Raw genomic sequence first — 21,131 nt, 5'->3', positions numbered from 1 at the left:
TCTTGCCAGTACCTGTTTGAGCTTGACCAATTAGATCTTTACCCGTCATAGCTATCGGAATAGCTTCAGCCTGAATCGGTGTAGCCTCTTCAAACCCCAAGTTATGAATGGCCTTTTCAATGTCCTTACTTAAATGGAAATCAGAAAAATTTTTCAAGGGTTTCATGCTCCTTTTCTTATCTAATTCAGAAACGATAAAAGTACTCTTCAAATAGAGATGTTGCTTATTCATTTCTGCGTAGTGTAAATCAATGTTATTATCAATGGAAGTCCTGTTCTAAAGTATCTGTACAAGACCAATTCATGCCTTATTTTATCCACGCTTACGTGTATTTATAATTTCTTATATGACCTACAGAGAAAGAAAAGGCAGCCAATATAATATTAGCTACTTTTCCTATTTATAACTTCAGTTTTCGTTAAAATCCTTGCTAATATAATAAGTATAAGAAGCACTAATTTGATATTTTTTCTTACATGAATTTTTCTACTCTGAGCAAACTACTCAAGATGCTGAGAAGTATCTCCAATCTATAATCTCATTAACCTATAGAAAAACTTCTTATAGAAATAGGGAGTTTTTCTGCTTTTCAATTTGTATATGTTATAAATCTGCAGTTGACATAATAACAATATCGGAAATAAAAATATTTGGGTATTTTACTGCTAAGCACTATTCTTAGAATTTATCTTGTAGTTCATATGTTGGCTAATTTGTCACGATCTTCAGAAAGTGGGGGCTCCTCTAACCAGCCATTACTTATCATAATCGTTGCACCATCTTCCGCATATTTAGCAATTTCTGCAGATAAGCGAACATAATGGACAGATAAATCCTTTCTTGTGCTTGTTGCCATCGCTGTACCATAAAAGCCTACACTAAGACCAATCAAAGCTGTAGTCATAAACATCATTAATTTGTCTGAAAAAGGAGCAATTTTTGAATTTGTTACCTCGTTATCCCAAGACATAGGTGCCGGCAAATCATTATCTTTTAACACAGAACCAAATACCTCTGTATGTTTAAACGCAATCTCTTTTCCACGCACCATAAACTTTCCTACTTCCTTGGACTGAGCGACTTGACTGAAGCCTATCATTACGGCTTTCCCCAAAGCATTTCTTTGCAAGTTTAAAAAGAGGTGTGTAATTTCAATTGCTGATAAAGGCCTTTTGTCACCGAACCAACCAGACATAAACTTTTGGTCCTTAACAAAGCTTACTTCTTGAGATGGGTGTAGGTATGGAGAACGAATGAATAAACCTTTTGATAACAATAAATTTTTAGTTGCACTATCGAACTCACTGAGTTCAAGGATACATTCAGAAAAGTATGCATCTATATCTGAACGTACAGATACTGTCTTCGCAACAGCATAAAAATTAAGAGCCATTGCCCCCATACTATAGCTGAAATATAACATAAAGCTATCTGAAAACAATTTTGGAGCAGAAGTATTTACGTCATCTTTTACTACAAACCCTTGTGGTACAGGGAATTTTTCTTTATGGAAAATGGTAGTTAGTTTTTGTAAATGCTTTTCCGTTAATTCTAAACCCTTAGCTAGAATTGATTGTACCTGAGTATCTCCTACCACTTTTGAAAAATAGGTAAATAAGCAGTGACACATGCTACTATTCATGTAAGATGACCACAGTTGAGCAATCTCTGAAGCACTCAATTTAACATTATGTTCGGTTTCCATTTACTTATTATCTCCTCACAGATTTAATCTTTTTTTAGTATGTGAAATCAATCTATTAAGTATTCTTAAAATGCTCACTTTCATTTTCTAGAAGAGAGATTTTCTACTCCCTCAGATATCTTTTTTTATGTGAATGAGATTTTATTTTGTGGGCAAATTACAAAAAACGTCAGTTAACTACTACCACTCAAAAAAAGTTATGCTTTACTGTACAGAGGTAATCTTTTTCTTTCCTTTATGAAAAACTCATTCTATATTCAAATTGTAACTTTTCTCATAAAAAACATTAGCCTAAAGATAATTTTACATTCAATAATATACGGTATTCCAGGCCAAAAAGGAAAATACAGGATATGATAGGACTTATTATTGCTATTATTGCATTTAATTTTATTGCATTTACTACAAATAAAAGATTAACAGGAAATCAAATTTTTCATATTTGGATGTTTACCATTACCTTTCAACATATGTTTGATGTTTTTATCGATTTGAAGTATCACGCCTACTGGTATTTTACAAAACATGCTGATTGGAAGGGAATCCTTGTCCATACTGTACTGCTTCCACCTGTTAACATGATGTTTCTTAATTGGTACCCCTTTAAGAAGCCAATTATGAAAAAAATTTGCTATCTAACCTTTTGGTTAGTAGGTATTTTACTTTATGAAATGATTACACTACTTCAGGAACCCTGGGGGTACTTTCACTATGGCTGGTGGAATTTAGGTTATTCAGCTATTATTGATCCTATGCTCCTACTCATTATGTTAGGGTGTTATAAGTGGATATGTAAGTTGGAAAGAAAGTTATTAGTATGTAAGAAGGCAAAATAAGATTCTATTATATGTACTAAATAGAATATAAAATTAAGTTATTAAGAAGTACTACAACAAGCTTATTTTCAATATGGCCACATTGAAATTGTTGATTCAGCCGCAAAGGGGAAAATATGGGGTAAAACACCCGTTGTTTTTTTAAAAAGCCGTGCACAAGATTGAAAATTGACCTTACTATATAGGCAATATCTTTGAAGGAAATCCGCAAAAATCATTAGGGGAATTGTTATGCGTGCAAAACTGGAAAGCCCAAATATGTATGGATGTTTAAAGTGACTGGATAATTTCATACCCATGAGCACAAGGGAGACTGCTGCTATGTAAAAGAACAATGCCTAAAAGAGGACAAAAACAATGGGGATCTCTTCTGGAACTTTGAGATGAAGACTCAAAAATATCACCATTTTTTTCTAGCCAAAAACATTCTGCGAGAACAATTAGCTTGACAATTAATGAAGAAGGTATTGAGGTCATGCTAGCTATGCGGTGGTTAAACAAGCAATAGAAACTCAAAAAAGCTAGAAGTTTAAATTTTTCCTTTTTTAAAATGAGCTGATTTATAGTGATGTATTATATACGAAATTAGTTTCATGATGTGCATTATCAGTACTATAGAAAAACACCCCTAGAATTATAACTCTAGGGGTATCTTAGTAACAATTACTTAGATAGAATAAACTTTATTTATTTTTTCAAAACGATTGTATTTTCACAAACTCACTTGTATCTACACGTATAGAGAAAATGCCTCAATTCCTCCTATAGCCGGTTCTGTTCTAGATATTCTTTTAATGTTTGCTGTAATGTCCCTTTTGCTTCTGCCTTGTCCTCAAAGGAAATTCCTGAGTGAATCATGGTCCTAACTAGGTCAGCACGTAAACCTGTGAGAATGGCTTGACTTCCCATCATTGAAATGCCGGTTAATATTTTTTGGAAATGGTCAATAACATGCATCCCCATGTTAGCAATTCCAGACAGGTCTATAATTAATGTTTGAATCTTTAAATCTGAGATGCCCATCAACACTTTTTCCTCAATCGTTTGGATACGATTGAGGTCAATCATTCCGATCAATGGTAGTACAGCTACTGATTGGCTAAGTGGTATAACGGGTACCGAAAGATTTTCGACTAAGTCCCTTTGAGAGGCAATTAGTTCATCTTTATACTTGGAATAACTAATGAGAAAAGTGTTAAGAAATTGATCAATCCGATCATTAATTCGCTTCTCTAAGGCATAAAATTCTTCACGGCTATTAAATTGTTTATTTATTCGATCATATTGATAGAGAAAATGCCATAATGTTCGCCTAATGGCCTGTACCCATTCTAGTTTGAAAGCAAGAGTTAAGGCGTGCTCTGCCCAAGCTACCCCTTCTTGTTGAGCGAAGGCAACGAGTTGTTCTTCTTTTTGTTCTACAACATATAGAGACAACTTTTGAGCATTCTTCAAAAGATCAATATTGCCAGTTTCTAAAATGTCGTTAATTTTAGAGGCTACGTTAACCGCCTCAGATAAGAGTTTATCTTGAAAATTCTGTTTGTTGTCACTAATAAAATCGGTCATTTTCTCTCTCTGATTATAAATAGTTTCCATTTTGTATACACCCCTTATTTGTTCATTGATTACCGTTATCCTTAGTTAGTATCCCTAAATGAATGATTATCAATTTTTATTTTCAGTCTTTGTATATAAACGAACGTCTTCCTTCTTTGTACTAACGCCAATTAGATATGTTTTTAGATAAAAACCAACAGAGCTTTTATAATGAATCTTTAAAACTGGATATATCCATGATCTTACTCATTTTTTCAACATGATAAGAGGTTAATTAAGGTCATGTTCGCTAACTGATACCCATTTAGATAGTTCATCAAAAATGTTCTGAACTTGTTCTTTATTTAACGTATTAACATTCTCCCATGCACTAGAAATATAAGTCTCTAGATAGTTTGGATAGGAAATGGATTCAGTAAGAAGGGCTTTATAAAACAAAGGCTTACCACCTTTATCTACTTCACCTTTATACCTATAGTTTTCAAATGTCCAACCCTCTTTTGTTTTTTTAAACTGATACAGGTCCTTATGTCCCCACTGAGGGCTATAAATTCGCATTTTGAATCTAGATGCACTACTCAATTTTAGATACCTCCTACCTCCTCAAAATATAATTTTAAATAAGACCCTTTATATTTTTACCCTCAAAACATGTATTTCAAATCCACCTTTTATTCCATATATATCCTTAGTTTCCACCTATGTTACGTCTCTCATATAACATCTAATCTCCATGAAAAATTACATTATTTTGTTTTTTTACAAATTTATTTCATTTTTGAAATCTTTATTTCAATTATGGGAGGTAATAACTTATAAATATACCCTATGTTAAAATAGATTAAACTTTAATTTGCAATATTTCTTTAAATAGTGAAAAGGGGGCTCTGTGATAGATGACAATAATTAAAATTAAAGAGATGTTAGAAACTTTATTACAGTATGAAGATAGTGAAATTATTCATACCATTTATAGTGTACATAATACCTTTTCCCTTAGCTATTCTAAAGAACTAAAGACCTTTCAATTGAGGAATGTTGAAACGGGTGAGATTGAACGTTTTACAGATGTGGAGACTACATCATTTAGAAATAGGCTCTTTTAGATTTGAATATATAAATTCTTTTATTTCTACAATTGAAAGACCTAATTGATAAGCTTCCTTCATAAGACTAATTCATTCCTGGTCAAGCTTATTCTCTTCTTCTAGCACACGCTTCCTCCAACCTTCTTCATTCAGATTTATTAGATTTCAAAATTTAACAACAATACATTAGAAATTGATACTATTTATTCAACATATTTCTTCTTATTTCCTGCAATGTAAGTCTCCTTATATAATTAATTAAGACTTAATGTAGAAAAAAGTAAATTTAAGGAATTATTATTAAGACTTTGAGCAGACTAAACAAGACACTGTGATAGAGTCATTTACGACTACAATTCAACGAATAGGAGAAGGCCATCTCTTTTGACTGGGAAGAGGTGGTCTTTTTCTTCTTTTAAATTGTATAGAATGTTCATTCTTAGTTAACGTAATCACCATTATAAGAACCAAAAAAGCCCTCCTAATAAGAGGGTTTTTTTCTATATCTTTATTTATTAAAATATGTAGTAGCACTTACACTGAATGTTTTTACTTTATCTAACTCTTTTTGAGGAATTTCTTGAGAAGATAAATCAAATGAGCTAGAATCTCCTGGTTTTAAACTGTCTTTTGACTCACCAAATGCTGTACCTATAAATTCATGGTTCTTACCATACATTCCAGCGCCTATCATCGTATATTCTGCAAATTTTTTTGTATTATTTCTAACTGTGCCAACTGCATAAATTGTTTCATCATCTTGTATATCTTTGTTAATTTTTACAGAGTTTTTATTTACTTCTAATTTTAATACATCATTTGCAGGCTTTACGTTAGGCAGCGTCATTTTAACATCATAATTCTTAAACTTAGTAAGATCAGTAAGAGCTTCTGCTGAAATATATGCCTTCTCACCTGGTTTTAAAATATACGGAGCTACTTGAACTGAGGCTTCAATATTATTTTTATCGACTTGATCTTTTTTGTTGATATAATTTATCTTCAAGTCATTAATGTTTAGAGTTTTTTTACTTTCATTTTTGATAATCGCAGAATAAGTAAATTTACCATCATACTTATACGACTTTTCTTCTACTACTTTAATGTCTTGTTTCTTTTCTTCGTTCTGTTTTTCCTTTGTGCTATCACTCATATTATCATTTGTACATCCGGCTACTGCCATGACAATTAATAGCATCCCTACTAAAATCCTTAATTTCACTTTTATTCCTCCATATAACTATTATTGGTCCAAATTCCATTATAATGCTTTTATAGGGATATCCAACAATTAAATTCTTTGCTTAAGAATAAATCTATTCCTTATAAGGATAGATATCTAGTTACCATAATGTACCTTATCGGTAATAGCACAAATAACTCCGTTCGAATAAATCAAAACAGAGCTACAATGAGTATAAAAATTTCCTGATTAATTACAGTATTTTATATATTTCAATAAGATTATTATCTGGATCCCGAAAATGTGCAATACGTGATCTCCATTCTTTACGATCGTGTGGTTCAGTAACAAATTCAATCCCATTTTTTCTCAGATAATCATAGGTCTTATCAACGTCTTCTACTTCAAATTGAAGCAAAAAATTTGATGTGGATTCTCCATCTGAAGACTTGTTTTCCTTTCCAATTACTTCTGTCATGGCCTTCTGAGATAAAAGCTCAATTTTCGTTTCCCCATTATTGAAAAGTGCATACTCCATTTCTTCTTCATACCAACTTATTGGAATTCTGAGTAAATCTTTATAGAATTCAACACTTTTTTTAAAATCCTTAACTAATAGCCTAATTTGTAGCAGCTTCAATTCAATCTCCTCCTCATGGTATAATTCTCTCTATTTATCAAAAGACCTTCGTGTTTTTTCATTCGTGTACCCTACACATTTTTAGTTAACCTAATAGAAATTATATATAATTGTCCTTTCTTAATTTTAATTTTTCAATTTTTCTAGCTTGTCTATGTCTCCATTAACTATTACATCAATATGTGCAGAAATAATATCGATAGTTAAATCCCACCATTTAATTTCTAATAATTTATTAATAATTTGTTTTGGGAAACGTTCTTTGATCTTCTGTGCAGGATTTCCTCCAACAATCGTATAGGGTTCCACATCCTTTGTAATAACTGACTTGGCTGCTACAATGGCACCGTCACTTATATTAATTCCGGGCATAATCACCGTGTCCATTCCAATCCAGACATCATTTCCAATTATCGTATCTCCCTTAAACGGCAATTGATCTAGCGTTGGGGTATGTTTTTCCCAACCTTGCCCAAAGATATTGAACGGATAAGCTGAGAAGCCATCCATCCTATGATTCGCTCCATTCATAATAAATGTTACGCCGGGGGCGATAGCACAAAACTTCCCTATAACAAGTCGATCACCAAAGAACTCATAATGATACAATACTTGATCCTCAAAGGAATCTCCCTTTATTGCATCGTAATAAGAATAATCACCTACAATAATATTTGGCCTAGTAATTGTATTTTTTATGAATTGTACAACATCATTTCCTTTAATCGGATATTTCTCTGTAGGATCTGGGCCGTTTGTTTTATTCGATTCCATAAATATTCACTGCCTCTCATGGATTTTGGACAAAACTCAATCGACCTAACTTATTACATTCCTCTGCGAACCATAAGGCATGATCAGATCCGACTGCAATACCATGTGGTTCCGCATTTTTTGTAGGTATAGGATATTCCGTAATTTTCCCATTCACTGTAATACGCCCTATTTGATTGCTTCCCCATTCAGTAAACCATAAAGCATCATCGGGACCTGTTACAATTGCATGTGGACGAGCATTCGGGGTAGGAATAGCATACTCATTTATAACTCCGGAAGTGGTAATTCTACCAATCTTATTGCCGTTAATTTCTACAAACCAAAGTGCCTCATCCGGCCCATTCGTAATCCCTACAGGCCCAGCTTGTGCTGTAGGTAACTGATAGGTAGTTACTTCTCCTTCTAACGTAATACGCCCTATTTGATTACTTTGATTTAGAGTAAACCATAAAGCATGATCAGAACCTGCCACAATAAAAGAAGGGTAGGAAGCAGGATGCGGTAGGTCATACTCGATTGTTTCGCCTGATGGTAAAATTCGTCCTATTCTATTTCCATTCATTTCTGTGAACCAAATGTCTCCGTGATGCCCTTCAGTTATTCCAAAAGGTGCTGAATCTGGGTTTGGTAGGACATATTCCATAATCTCTCCTGTTATTGTTAGTTTTCCAATTTTATTAGCTTTATTTTCCGTAAACCAAATGTCACCCTGAGTCGTAGAAATAATGGATAGTGCCCCGGCATTAATAGTAGGGATATTAAAATGCTCCACCTTACCCTTTATAGTCATTCGCCCAATTCGATTGGTTTTGTGTTGAGTAAACCAAAGTGCGCCATCTCTTCCTGAAGTAATCCCATAAGGTCCTGAATCTGCATGGGGCAATTCGTATTCTTTAATTTTTACATTCAAATAAATTCCTCCTTTTCTTTATATAAAATCTTTTTAGTAATTCGTTATAAGATAATTAGATTCCTCTCAAAGAAGTCTTTTATAAGACGAGCAAAGTTAGTTAATATAATAGAGCTCTCCGGAAGACATGTAAAAGAAAACCCTTTGGCGTAGAAGGATTTTACCTTTGTAAGTCCAAGTAAGATAGTAATAGTGACTTATAAAGTAATTGAAGGGTGCAGAAATGGAGGGAAGTAAGTTGCCTAACAGGGAGTATCCATACTATTTTATAAAGGTAGGTACATTATATTACGTATATCATTCGTATAAGAACGTAAAAAAGAAAGAGGTATCCAGTTACGAATTTACTAATGATGAATCGTTAGCATTTCCCATTGATGAAGAGTCTGCTAAACAATTGGCGGATGAATGTGGAGGTCAAATTGTAATAAAGAATGCTACGTTTAATGATTATATTAGCCAAGGAGAAAGATGAAGTCATTTTATAGATAGTAAAAAGAAGGACATATGGAGAATGTGTATCATTAATTGAATGATAAAACCTTTTAACTACTATTTATTTTGAAGAAAAACTTCGTATTTGTCGTCATTAAGTGTAAACACTAAAATCTTAACAATACATAAAATGATTTAATATTTACTTAACTTAAGAAAAGGTTTTAAAAAGGTTATCTTCTAAAAACAGATTCGGTCAAAATATTTATTTTTAAAGTTATATGTATATGAATCTACAAATCTGGCCAGACTAATAACGTATTCCCCCTATTCCGATAAATTTGAAAACCCTTTGCCTATATGAGCGAAGGGTTCTTTTTTTATGTAAATATTTATCAAGGCGCAAACCCTTGAAAACTGACAGCGAGATAGATACCAAACGAAAGAACACATAAGGAAACAAAATGTAATGTTAAAAAAGGGATTTTCTGTTTACCTTTGATAAAGAAAGAATAAATAAACCCGAGTATTGTAACTAAAATTAAAATAGGCACAATAATCTTAATCACAGTACCAAAAATATTTGCTGTAACAACTGATAAAAGAAAAAATGCAATTATAACTATATATAAAGTTATCGATATGACTAAAGAGGCTATTGATACCTTTAAAGCATCTTTAAAGAATTTCTCCATCTAATTTCCTCCTTTCCAATGGAGTAACTGAAACACAAATTAGACAAAATCTTTTTAATAATAACAATCAACCTGGCACTGCAACTGGAAATGGAATCTATTCTGATCAGGGAATTCAAAATATTTTGATTGATAGTAACCGTTTTACCGGACCACATGCCAATGCATCTATCAATATGATTGGCCCGACGGCCACCGATATTGTTATTACAAGAAATGAAGTTCTCACAGATAACTCCATAGCTTTATTCGATACCACCAATGTTGAAATAGCTTGTAATACTGTAACAAACACGTAAGGGAGCTCTATTTTCTTTGGAGGCGGAACTGACCGAACTGAAATTTACAACCATATCCTACAAAACAGTATTTCTAATGGAATCAGTGTTCAGGACATTGGATTTGGTTCTAATAGCAATATCCGTACAAAGAATAACAATATACAAGGCAATAATATTGCAGGACTTAATATCGGGACAGGAGCATATGTTGTATCGCCAAGAGATTTAGATGCTACCAACAACTGATGGGGTTCTCCAGACGGGCCTTCCGGAGACGGACCAGGTTCCGGTGATGCTATTCTATTAAACGGAAACCCACCGACCATAATTGAATTTACTCCCTTTTTATTAGCTCCACCTATCCCATGTTCATCCGATATTACATGTCAACAAGCACTTGCTGCTGCTCAACAACAAATTGCTGCTTTACAGCAGGCACTTACTGTAGCTCAACAAGAAATTGCTACTTTACAACAGGCACTTTTTATTTGCCAACATGAATTTGAATTATGTAGAGAAAAAATAGATTGTTGTTGCGATTGCTGTTGCAAATGTGATTATAATTGTGATTAATTTTAAGAAATAAAGCTTATATAAATAAATCTTTTGAGCAAACTACTCAAGACGCCGGAAGGCATCAAAGTATGTATAGCACATATTGATAACCAGAAAAATCACTGACGGAAACAGTGGTTTTTCGCTTTTTCAGGCTGTATACGGTATTCATTTTTACTTAATATAATGGATTTTATCGAAAATAAAAAGGTATCCCTATTTGCTAAGAGACACCTTACTGTATTTTATAGAAAGCTAATCATTAACAATCAGTTTTTTTAGACTTATGAAGAGGAGGTGGAATTAACCAACCTTTTTCTTTATTAAGTCTTAAGAACTTTCCACCAAGAGCTACTTTTTGCATATGAATTTGTGCAAACATGGCTGCAATATCTTCACGAATAGATTGTCCAATCAATTGACTACACGTAACTAGACCAGCAGCTATATTCATTGAAATTGCTGCAGCTACTTCTGGATCTTGAACACGTGCACCCACTGGGATATCATCTAAACAAGCTTCAGGTCGTTCAGGTGGGGTTGGCGGTAAGCCTACTCCATTTTCTTTTAACAATGTTTCAATGCTTTTTATTTCTTGCTGGCACTGTTCGATTGTCTCTTGTACCAATTTATGTAGATCCTTGTCACCTACATGATTTAGAAATGTTTGATAGCCAGACACTAACCCTTTTGAGGTAGAAACATACGACCACGTTCCAAATACCTCCCCATAATGCATCGGTTCATCTGTAGGATTTCCACTTAAAATACCCATTGTTATCCTCCTTACAAAATTCATGATAGTGTGCCACCTTCCTTGCTATGCACGTGTTTAACGTCTCCAAATTTTGTTTTATTATTCTTCTACTTCTATTGAAAAATTAATTAATCAAAGAATATAATTCCATATTTCAAGCAAACTAACCAAGATGTTTAAAAGGGCATCGTCCACTATACCCTTGTTATTAAACCCAAAAAAACTACCCTATAGGTAGTTTTTTTGGAATTGTTGGAGAGATTATAAATTGTGGCTCTCATCACAGCTATTTATCTCTACTCATTCAAAAAAATAGATATTAACGAACTTTTTCTTCACGATCATCTCTTCTTTTAAGACCAAAAAGACCAACTAGTCCTAATAATCCAAGCAATTCCCAAGGTGAATCATTATTATCATCCGTATCAGTTGCTGTAGTGACATTTCGAGTGTTTACGTCATTATTATAATTTAAGTCATCATTATAATTTGCTCTATCTACGTTATTATTTTCAGCATTAACAGGTAAGCCGAAAGTCATCATAGCTAAAGCTAACGTACATAATAAAACAGAACATTTCTTTTTCATTGTATTCCCTCCTTCCTTTATTAAATAAAGTCCCCCCATCACGAAATCCTATTCTGTAATGACATTAAGCTTATAGACTGTATCTAAAAATTTCATGCTACAAGAGTACAGTAATGAGTAAAATTTCATATTTTAAGCAAACTACTCAAGATGCAATGAGGCATCACTCATGAAACCCAATTACGTAACGGAAAAAACCTATCTCTTTTGACTGGAAAGAGATAGGTTTTTCTGTTTTTCTAATGAATTATGTATACAACCTTAGTAAACATATAACATTTTTTCGGAACTCCTATTAAAAGTAATTTATACTCAGTTCTTATACAGACGGATAATTAATAGTATTTTGAGCAAACTAGCTATATGTAGAATTTCTAAAGGAAATCCACCTCTGACAAATCAGGTGGTTTTTTCGTTTTGATACATACATTATTGATAACTTGAGCAAACTACTCAAGATGTATAAAATCATCACGACTAACTTCTAATTGCGTCACGAAAAAAGCTATTGGTCCCTGATGAGCCAGTAGTTTTTTTCTGTTTTCAATAAGAATTACCAAAACGAAAGCACCCTGACTATATTTTAAATAGTCAGGGTGCTTTCCCTCTACTTTTGAAGGTTTAGTCCCAAAAGAAGATTAGCTTTTCCGAGTTCTATAGTATATGAAAATCAGCAGTAGTTAAGAACCAGTATTTATAATACAAAATGAATGTGCGTAAACTATCTACGATGCTATAATGCATTAAATAAATACACCTCGTATAAAGCCAATGAAAGAACCACTTTTTCCACTGGTTTTATATATAGGTACAGGTTATAAAGAGAACAAACGTACATATTCTTATAACAAGAAGTAAAATTAACTTCGGGGTTTTATAAATGAACTAAAAAAAGTCTACTGAGATCCCCAGTAGACTTTCTTTTTTGTTATGTATAGTTACTGACTATGTTAAGCAAACTACTCATGATGGATTGGATCATCACTTTACAACTACCTTTCAAGAAACAGAAAAAGCTGTATACCATATACAAGTATAGTTTACATAATACCTCTTTAGAACACACGGCAAAAAAGAACCATCTTGGGAGCTAGATCAGGCCTTGTTTCTTTTTTACTCAGCTTTTTATACCTCCTTGATTTCTCAACGTTCTTTTCAAGTGCATTAGCAAAGTATATGAATAAAAAGTGCACTTTTTATTCATATACTAAACAGCTAAAGTTACTTATATATAAGGAATTGTTACAATTTCATAGACAACGAACGCATTAAAGACATAAATTTCTATGACAATCAGTTCGGTTACTTCAAGTTGCTTCGAATAGAAGGCTTACGTTGTCTTCAACAGGCGCATAAGGCTCTGATAATAATAAAGTGGTTACTATATTTTTTTCTTTCGACCATTTAATGCCCAGTAAAGAAAATCCGTAGATAAACTCACGGATTTTCTTTACAACTCTTTTTCCAAGCAGTTAACTCGATTATGATGCAGCGGCTTAGTGGCATACTGTGTAAAACCAAGGCGCTCCCAAAACAGTTTAGCTCTAGGATTTTGAGACAGAACCCCTAGACGTAGAACGGAAAGCCCCTCTTCTTTTAGTTTCTCTTCAAACGCTAGATACGCCTGCGTTCCGAAACTGAAATTGTGATAGGCGCTATGAATAATAAAAGCTCCAATCCACGGATGATCATCGTTAGGATTTTGTTTCATGTAATCAATAACCCCTACGTATGTATCGTCGGCTTTTATAAAATAACTGTCCGTTTTTTCATTCATATATTCTTTAAAAAGCTCTTCTTCACTCCGCTCTTTTTTACCGTTTTCTAACACGTTATAAGCTTCGTTTGAATTGATAATCTCTGATACAATATATATCGTGTCAGCTGTAACGGGTTCAAATGAGATCATATGTCTTCCCTTCTTTCTCTGTAAAGTAGCTGTATATCGTTGCTTTATCAATTTTACCATTTTTCATTCGCGGAAAGGACGTTAAAACTCTCCATACGCGCGGGATTTTATAAGCAGATACTTGTTTTGTCAGCGCTTGTCTTACTTCAGAAAGAGAAATGTTCTCTAAAACAATTGCTGCACCTACTACTTCTGAACGTTCAGCATCTACTACGCTAAAAACGGCTGCTTCGCTAACGCCCGGTATTTGTAAAAGTAGCTCTTCAATTTCTTCAGCATATACTAAGCTTCCGCTGCTTTTAATTACATTTTTATCTCTCCCTACGATGGTAATGCTTCCGTTTTGAAGCTGAACCGCAATATCGTGCGATGTAACATATCCGTTAAAAAACGAGCGGTTCGTTTCTTCGCTGTCCTTAACAAACCCTTCAAATGCTTGAGTTGTTTTCACAAATAGTGTTCCTTTATCTCCTTTTTCAACTTCTTTTCCACGCTCGTTCAGGATTAAAACGTCTACGCTGTCAACAGGATAGCCTACTGTATGAGGCATCGTTTCAGCTGTATGTGGTGAAAGCACCGTAACAAATCCCATTTCAGAAGATCCGTAATATTCATAAAGAGAGGCAACAGGAAACGCTCGTGAAAATTTCTTTCGAACGGAAGGTGATAATTTATTGCCTACTGAAATCACGGTCTTTGGTAAAAGTCGTTTTTCATTTGGTCTGCTTTGTACATAACGAAGTAACGGAGAAATTAATGCGGGTGTAATGGACATACAGCTAGCTTCCTTGTTAAAAACAGCTGAAGGTGTAAACACTTCTAGCATGATAGCGTGCATGCCGCTGCAAAGCGCATGCAAAACCGGGTAAAGCTGGGCGGAATACGAGATATGTAAAGGAACAAGCACTTTGTCATGTTGCTCTAAAGAAAATATATCCGACCATTCTTGAAAGGATGAAGACCAAGAATAATGCGATTTTACAAACCCTTTTGGTCTCCCTGTTGACCCAGAGGTAAATCCAAATAAAAATAGATCGGATAGTTCATTTACTTGCCGTAAGGGCAGCATCGTTTTCTCTTCTCTTATTCTAGTTAAAGAAGATGTTTTCCATAGCCAATTCGGGGATTGAATAGAAAAATAAGTATCCACTTCAGCCTCTGTTAACTCATTATGTAAAAGCATTACAATTCCACCGGCTTTTAAAATCGCTAAAAATGACACAATAGCTTCTACATTGTTTGGCATGCTTAACGCAACGAGCTCTCCTTTTTCCATCCCTTTTTCTTGCAGCTGTTTTTCGGCTTTGCATACACAATCCCACATTTGACTGTAGCTTAGCTTATTAATAGAATCCGATAGTGCCAGTCCATCAGGCGTTTTTTGGCACTGATTAAAAATTAGTTCTTCAATTCGCTTCATTACTGCGTAAACTCCCTTTTTATTTTACTTTTAGTGTACCGTAAATGTAGATTTGAGAAAAGAAAAATGTAAACTTATATAAAAATAAAGTTGACTAATTTAAGTTTAATAAGATAAGATAGTCATGTTTTATCATACACAACGGAGGTTTGCGATGAAAACAAAAGATATGACGTACGTTGCATTATTTACGGCTGTAATGGGAGCGCTAGGGCTTGTTCCTCCTATTTTTCTATCATTTACTCCCGTTCCTATTACTCTTCAAACGATGGGGGTTATGCTGGCAGGAGGTATTCTTGGGGCTAGGTTAGGCGCATTAAGCCAATTTATTTTTTTATGTTTAGTAGCTGTAGGAGTCCCTTTACTTTCTGGAGGGCGCGGTGGTATGAGCGTATTTTTTAGTCCAAGCGCTGGCTATTTAATCAGCTATATATTTGCAGCTTTCTTTATAGGATGGACACTATCCAAGTTGAAAACCCTTGCGTTTACAAAGGTATTCATAACAAATGTCCTGTTTGGAATTTTGCTAGTTTACGCTTTTGGCATTCCTGTACAAGCGATGCTACTTCACATACCGTTCTGGAAATCTCTTCAATTAAGTTTAGTCTATATTCCAGGTGACTGCATAAAAGCAATCATAGCAGCTTATTTAATTACAAAAGTCCGAAAAGTAGTAACCGTAACTGGTCGTTCCAATACAGCTTCTATGTAAGGAAGTGATGACTTATCTATCAAGCAGCAATTGTAAAAGCGAAGCGTACGGTCATTGGAAAAGAAAACGGTATACTGAAAGATTTTCATGTTCAAGAGCTAACGGCTCCTTTATTAAAACACCTTAGCGCTGGAATTGAACATGAAATTGATGACATTATTTTAGGGAATGTTGTAGGTCCAGGAGGAAACGCAGCTAGGCTATCCGCTTTAGAAGCAGACCTCCCTTTTTCTATCCCGGGAATGACCATTGATCGTCAGTGCGGAGCTGGCTTAGAAGCGATTCGAATGGCGAGCTATTTGATAAAAGCAGGCGCTGGAACGTGTTATTTAGCTGGAGGCGTTGAAAGTACAAGTACTTCTCCTTTTGAAAAAAGAGCACGTTTTTCTCCTGATAAAATTGGTGACCCTGACATGGGAATCGCAGCAGAAAACGTAGCTCAGCGATACAATATATCTAAAGATCAGCAGAACAGATATGCTCTTTTAAGTCATGAAAGAAGCTGGGAGGCTTTTGAAAAAAGGTTGTTTGAAGAAGAAACGCTTCCTCTTCCAAACGTGATGCACGATGAAGCATTTATGAAAAAACGAAACCTAACAAAGCTGCTGCAAAAAGCCAGCCCCGTCTTTTTAAAAAAAGAAGGCACCGTCACTGCAGCAAACAGCTGTGGAATTAACGACGGAGCCTGCATTACACTTGTGATGGAAGAGCAAAAAGCACGGTCCTTAGGCTTTCAGCCCGTTTTGCGTTTTATTGACGCTGATATTTCAGGAGTGTCACCTCTTTACCCTGCTATTGCACCAGTTTCTGCGATTAAAAATATCTTGAAGCGAAATTCTCTTACGATAGATGATATTGACTTATTTGAAATCAATGAAGCATTTGCTGTTAAAGTTGTCGCTTGCATGCAAGAACTGGGAATACGAGAAGAGAAAGTGAATATTCGCGGAGGAGCATTGAATCTAGGACACCCATACGGAGCATCAGGAGCTATTTTAGCTACGCGTCTTTTTTATGAAAGCAAGCGCCGTGACGTGCGATATGTCATAGCGGCTTTAGGAAGCGGAGGCGGAATAGGAACAGCGGTATTATTTGAAGTAATCAAATAATACCGCTGTTTTTATGCCTTTTTTATTACATTATGTTTCATCAAATATTGCTCAATATCTTTAAATGTTTCAATCGGAACAAACGGAACGTTTTGTCCGCGCAGTAAATCTTGCAAAGAATCTTTTGCAAATGTGACGTCTGCATATTTTGCTGGATGCGAATCCGGCTCGCTGTCTCCAGCAAAATAAATCGTTTCGTATGTCTCTTTTAGTTCTTGAATAACAGATGATTTATCGATGCCGTAGCGTTCTGAATGCCATCTGTGAGCAGGGTCTAGACGCAAGTGAACGTTGTTTTGATGGAAATATCCTTCATTTGAATAAACTTCCACTTTTTCAACACCGTATTTATCTAAAATCGGTTTAATATAGTACGTTGTTCCAGCGCTTAAAATATAAAAATCTCCGCCGTTTTTCTGAACAGCTTTAATAAAAGCGGGCACGTATTCATCAATTGGAATATTCGCTACGTCTTCTAAAATTTTCGGTTCTTCTTGGTGAATGGATTGAAAAACAGTAGATAAAAAATCAATATCTTTCATTTCTCCTGCTTTCCATCGGTGGAAAAGTTCTTCACCTTCTGGAAAATACTTTTCAATCACAATCCAATAAAAATCTTTTTTTGAAATTGTTCCATCAAAATCTGATACAAACGCCCATTTTTTCATTCCTTACACACCCTTTGCTACATACTAAGCAGTTCTCGAAGTTCTTCTTCTGTCAAACTAGAAAGCATTGTTTCTCCCGGCTGAATAACCTGTTCGATGAGTTCTTTTTTCTTTTGCTGCAAGCCGTAAATTTTTTCTTCGATAGTCCCTTGAGAAATAAGCTTGATGACCTGCACAACATTTTTTTGCCCAATGCGGTGTGCACGGCCTGCCGCTTGTTCTTCAATCGCTGGGTTCCACCATAAGTCATATAAAATAACTGTATCTGCTCCCGTTAAATTTAAGCCCGTGCCTCCGGCTTTTAACGAGATTAAGAAAATGTCTTGTTCTCCATTATTAAATCGATCCGCCATTTCCACTCGTTCTTTTGATGGCGTTTGACCGTCTAAGTAAAAGTACGAAAGGTTTTCTTTGTGAAGCTCTTCTCGAATAATGTGAAGCATGCTTGTAAACTGAGAAAAGATTAACAAACGTTTTCCGTTGGCAACCGCATTTCTTGTAATCTCAAGCAGCTGCTCTAATTTGCTTGAATACCCTTCGTAATTTTCAACGAATAGGGATGGATGACAGCAAATCTGGCGCAGTCTTGTTAATCCCGCCAAGATCTTCATTCGGTTTTTATTAAAATCTTCACCGGCTAAAGATGATTTTAATTGTTCTAAATAGCCTACATATAACTCTTTTTGTTCTTTAGTGAGCTCAGATAAATGAGTTGTTTCAATTTTATCAGGCAGTTCTTTTAATACATCCTTTTTTACTCGTCGCAGTAAAAATGGTCTTACAATTCGACTGACCTGCTCCGATGACATGTTCTTAAACTTGCGAAGCCCTGGAAATAAACCCGGAAGAATGGTCTGGAAAATTGACCAAAGCTCATCAAGTGAGTTTTCAATAGGCGTACCGCTCAGCGCAAAACGTTTTTCAGCTGAAATAGTCCTAACAGCTACTGCCGTTTTCGTTGTATGATTTTTAATACTTTGAGCCTCATCTAGAATTAAAGCATGAAAATGAAGATGCTGATACAAATCGATATCTTGACGCAGTGTTGGGTAAGATGTAATCCATACGTCAGCTGTGCGTTTTAGCTTCTCCTCACGCTCGCTCGGCGTTCCTGTAATGGTTTGAACCGTTAAATTCGGTGCAAATTTCTCCAATTCGTTGCGCCAGTTATAAATCAAGGAAGCCGGCACAACAATTAAAAAGGCACTGCTATCTTCATCAAGCTCTTTTTCAGATAGGATATAGGCAATGCTTTGAAGCGTTTTTCCAAGCCCCATATCATCAGCCAGAACGCCTCCTAAAGAGTAGTGAGCCAGAGATTTAAACCACTTAAACCCATTGTACTGATAATCACGCAATGATGCCTGCAAGGATTCCGGTACTTCCCAATCCATTTCCTCTGGAGATTTGAGCTGTGTAAGTAACCTTTTAAATGCTGAGCCGAACTTAGCCGCTGATTTATCACCCGCACTCATAATCTCTTCCACTTGCATTCCTCTGTATAAAGGTACTTGCAATGAGTTATCCTTTAAGTCTTTCTCGGTTACGTTCAGCTCACGAAACAGATTTTGAATATGCTCAAAGCCTTCGTTTTCAAGAGGAATAAACGCACCGTTATCTAGACGATGATAGCTTTTCTTTTCTAAAACAGATTTTAAAACATCTTGAACGGTCTGATGATTAATGCCTCCTAAATCAAAATTAATTTCTAATAATCCATTGCTGTTTTTGATGTCAACCGTTGTTACTGGCGCAGAAAAATCCGTATAAGCATAATCTTTCATCTCATCCGTAATATACACATCCGCTATTTCATCAAGCTTTGGAACAATATGAAACAAAAAATCATATAAAGATGATTCATCTTGATTTAAATACAGCTGGTTTTTATAAATGTTTAAAGGAGCTGTTTCAATTAAATCCATCACGCGGTCTTCTTTTTCTAAATCTCGTATTAAGATTTTATCGTACTTTTCAGGTTGAGGTGAAAATGGATTAATTGAAATCTCTCCATAATGGTACCGAAGCGTCACAAACAGCTGTTCATCTTCCTGGTCAATAAATACTTTTGCTTTTAGTTCAGGTGCAATAATCTGATGGGATACTTCTTTTGCGATATCCACTTTCCCCACTTTTTTTAGTCCTGGAACGACGTGAGATAAAAAATTTCCCATCTGCTCTTCTGCTATAGGTACGACTGGCTTCAAAGGCGCCGTTTTTCGAAGCCCTTCAAGAAGCATACGCTGATCTTGAGATAGCTCATAAAACGTCCCCTTTAAAAATAGCCACCCGTATCGATCAAAAAACGAAGCTTGATGAAGCTCCGTAAAGTCGAGTTCAAATCCAGCTGCCGGGTGCTTATTTAACTGAAACGAAAAAGGAGCTGAGCTTTCAGCAAAGATAATATTTTCATATGAGTGCCCGTCATGAATAAATGTAAAGTTCCGATCTTTGAGCAATTGAAATAACTCTTTGGCTATGATGGAGGGAATGATTAGTTCTCTGTTATTTGCAGACGAACGATACATAGAATAAGAATGTTTATAAAATGATTCATTTGTCATAATATCCATCAGCAGCTCAATGATTTTCTTATCTTCTTCTATAAAAAAATGTTCCGCCGGGTCATATTCGAAGCGCTTGGTAAATTCGTGAGTTTGGAATTCTTTAGCGTCTGTTAAAAATTCTTGAATGTTTTTTACTACATACGTCCGGTCGACGCCCACTTTCATTTCAAGCGCTACGTACATTCCTTCTGAACGTAAAAATTCTTCTGAGTAAGACTTACAAATAAATTCTACTTTCAACGGATCTTTATCTGCATATTTCTTATGGTCGCTTATGGTTTGCTGATAGCTCGAAAATAAGTCGATAAAATGATTTACATTTTCGTATTCTTTGCTTTGGCGAAAAGGCTTTGTTTTGATTGGCTGCGGCTTTGCGCGCTCATCGCAAATGGTTAATAAAACAGCTACTTCGTGTTTGCATTCTGAAAACTCGTGATAAGCAGGACAATCGCAGAATGAATAAAAAGAATTTCCTTTTTGTTCAACCATTACGGTATACATTTCCGCACCTCGAACGGATGCTGTCCACGTAGTGGTCTGTTCGTTGTATTCCAAATCAAGCACACGCCCCTGCTTGTAATACGTGTGTCCTCTATAGTACGTTCTGCTTGAGTACGAATCTTTTAATTGTTCTTTGTTTAATGTTTTATTTATCATCGCTTCACAATCTTCCAATCGCATAACAGTCAATGCTGTTGCTGTTTAATTTCTATTCAGAACAAATAATGTCCAAC

At 35.1% G+C, this 21,131-nt stretch carries 20 protein-coding genes; 5 read left to right on the top strand and 15 right to left on the bottom strand.

Going from position 1 to position 21,131, the window contains the following annotated elements; all coding sequences use genetic code 11:
- Positions 1-157 (bottom strand): DEAD/DEAH box helicase (locus AC0C45_RS17810; RefSeq protein WP_472928423.1); only part of this gene is annotated, 157 nt, incomplete at its 3' end.
- A gap of 541 nt (positions 158-698) precedes the next feature.
- Entirely contained in the window at positions 699-1,706 is a 1,008-nt protein-coding gene (locus AC0C45_RS17805) for a DUF3231 family protein (RefSeq protein WP_237892302.1), read from the bottom strand.
- 353 nt (positions 1,707-2,059) lie between these two features.
- Here AC0C45_RS17805 and AC0C45_RS17800 point away from each other — a divergent pair, with 353 nt between their 5' ends.
- Positions 2,060-2,542 (top strand): hypothetical protein, encoded by a 483-nt coding sequence (locus AC0C45_RS17800; protein WP_472928409.1) that lies wholly within the window; start codon positions 2,060-2,062, stop codon positions 2,540-2,542.
- A 762-nt stretch (positions 2,543-3,304) separates the two neighbouring features.
- On the opposite strand, the gene AC0C45_RS17795 is transcribed toward AC0C45_RS17800, so the two are convergent.
- Positions 3,305-4,141, bottom strand: a complete 837-nt coding sequence (locus AC0C45_RS17795) for an STAS domain-containing protein (RefSeq protein WP_472928407.1) — start codon at positions 4,139-4,141, stop codon at positions 3,305-3,307.
- 231 nt (positions 4,142-4,372) lie between these two features.
- Positions 4,373-4,684: a hypothetical protein gene (locus AC0C45_RS17790; RefSeq protein WP_051975593.1), complete on the bottom strand. Its 312-nt coding sequence runs from the start codon at positions 4,682-4,684 to the stop codon at positions 4,373-4,375.
- 314 nt (positions 4,685-4,998) lie between these two features.
- Here AC0C45_RS17790 and AC0C45_RS17785 point away from each other — a divergent pair, with 314 nt between their 5' ends.
- Complete coding sequence (locus AC0C45_RS17785; protein ID WP_472928405.1) at positions 4,999-5,208, top strand: hypothetical protein; 210 nt, start codon at positions 4,999-5,001, stop codon at positions 5,206-5,208.
- Between the two features lie 490 nt (positions 5,209-5,698).
- Here the strand turns inward: AC0C45_RS17785 and AC0C45_RS17780 are convergent, their stop codons facing one another.
- The 4 genes from AC0C45_RS17780 to AC0C45_RS17765 all read right to left on the bottom strand — a co-directional run bounded on the left by AC0C45_RS17780 (position 5,699) and on the right by AC0C45_RS17765 (position 8,700).
- Positions 5,699-6,412: a hypothetical protein gene (locus tag AC0C45_RS17780; RefSeq protein WP_047932068.1), complete on the bottom strand. Its 714-nt coding sequence runs from the start codon at positions 6,410-6,412 to the stop codon at positions 5,699-5,701.
- A gap of 214 nt (positions 6,413-6,626) precedes the next feature.
- Positions 6,627-7,013 (bottom strand): VOC family protein, encoded by a 387-nt coding sequence (locus tag AC0C45_RS17775; RefSeq protein ID WP_237892304.1) that lies wholly within the window; start codon positions 7,011-7,013, stop codon positions 6,627-6,629.
- A gap of 126 nt (positions 7,014-7,139) precedes the next feature.
- A complete protein-coding gene (locus tag AC0C45_RS17770) occupies positions 7,140-7,787 on the bottom strand; it encodes a Vat family streptogramin A O-acetyltransferase (protein ID WP_171777190.1) in 648 nt (215 codons plus the stop codon).
- 16 nt (positions 7,788-7,803) lie between these two features.
- Complete coding sequence (locus tag AC0C45_RS17765; protein ID WP_171777189.1) at positions 7,804-8,700, bottom strand: Vgb family protein; 897 nt, start codon at positions 8,698-8,700, stop codon at positions 7,804-7,806.
- Positions 8,701-8,923: 223 nt separating this feature from the next.
- On the opposite strand from AC0C45_RS17765, the gene AC0C45_RS17760 reads away from it, so the two are divergent.
- Positions 8,924-9,175, top strand: coding sequence for a hypothetical protein (locus AC0C45_RS17760; RefSeq protein WP_034656604.1), 252 nt, complete (start codon positions 8,924-8,926; stop codon positions 9,173-9,175).
- Between the two features lie 355 nt (positions 9,176-9,530).
- Here AC0C45_RS17760 and AC0C45_RS17755 read toward each other — a convergent pair whose 3' ends face one another.
- From AC0C45_RS17755 to AC0C45_RS17735, 5 genes are all read right to left on the bottom strand, one after another.
- Positions 9,531-9,830, bottom strand: a complete 300-nt coding sequence (locus AC0C45_RS17755; RefSeq protein ID WP_171777188.1) for a hypothetical protein — start codon at positions 9,828-9,830, stop codon at positions 9,531-9,533.
- Positions 9,831-10,928: 1,098 nt separating this feature from the next.
- Positions 10,929-11,441, bottom strand: coding sequence for a DUF3231 family protein (locus AC0C45_RS17750; RefSeq protein ID WP_034651738.1), 513 nt, complete (start codon positions 11,439-11,441; stop codon positions 10,929-10,931).
- Between the two features lie 301 nt (positions 11,442-11,742).
- The gene (locus tag AC0C45_RS17745; protein WP_034651735.1) at positions 11,743-12,012 is read right to left on the bottom strand and encodes a WGxxGxxG family protein; all 270 of its coding nucleotides are present in this window, start codon (positions 12,010-12,012) and stop codon (positions 11,743-11,745) included.
- 1,450 nt (positions 12,013-13,462) lie between these two features.
- Positions 13,463-13,921 (bottom strand): GNAT family N-acetyltransferase, encoded by a 459-nt coding sequence (locus AC0C45_RS17740; protein WP_472928401.1) that lies wholly within the window; start codon positions 13,919-13,921, stop codon positions 13,463-13,465.
- Positions 13,908-15,341, bottom strand: coding sequence for a class I adenylate-forming enzyme family protein (locus AC0C45_RS17735; RefSeq protein WP_047932062.1), 1,434 nt, complete (start codon positions 15,339-15,341; stop codon positions 13,908-13,910). Before AC0C45_RS17735 ends, AC0C45_RS17740 begins: the two co-directional genes overlap by 14 nt.
- Before the next feature lie 154 nt (positions 15,342-15,495).
- Between AC0C45_RS17735 and AC0C45_RS17730 the strand changes: the two genes are divergently transcribed.
- On the top strand, positions 15,496-16,053 hold the full coding sequence (locus tag AC0C45_RS17730) for a biotin transporter BioY (protein ID WP_016764268.1): 558 nt from the start codon (positions 15,496-15,498) through the stop codon (positions 16,051-16,053).
- Positions 16,054-16,067: 14 nt separating this feature from the next.
- Positions 16,068-17,162, top strand: coding sequence for an acetyl-CoA C-acyltransferase (locus tag AC0C45_RS17725; RefSeq protein WP_171777836.1), 1,095 nt, complete (start codon positions 16,068-16,070; stop codon positions 17,160-17,162).
- A gap of 11 nt (positions 17,163-17,173) precedes the next feature.
- Here the strand turns inward: AC0C45_RS17725 and AC0C45_RS17720 are convergent, their stop codons facing one another.
- Both AC0C45_RS17720 and AC0C45_RS17715 read right to left on the bottom strand, forming a co-directional pair.
- Positions 17,174-17,830 carry an MtnX-like HAD-IB family phosphatase gene (locus tag AC0C45_RS17720; RefSeq protein ID WP_171777186.1) on the bottom strand — a complete coding sequence of 219 codons (657 nt, stop codon included), beginning with the start codon at positions 17,828-17,830 and terminating at the stop codon, positions 17,174-17,176.
- Positions 17,831-17,847: 17 nt separating this feature from the next.
- Positions 17,848-21,054 (bottom strand): DEAD/DEAH box helicase, encoded by a 3,207-nt coding sequence (locus AC0C45_RS17715; RefSeq protein ID WP_237892307.1) that lies wholly within the window; start codon positions 21,052-21,054, stop codon positions 17,848-17,850.
- Positions 21,055-21,131: the final 77 nt, after the last annotated feature.

The organism is Priestia sp. VA7, assembly GCF_055710015.1.
This window is presented reverse-complemented; position numbering and strand designations above follow the sequence as displayed.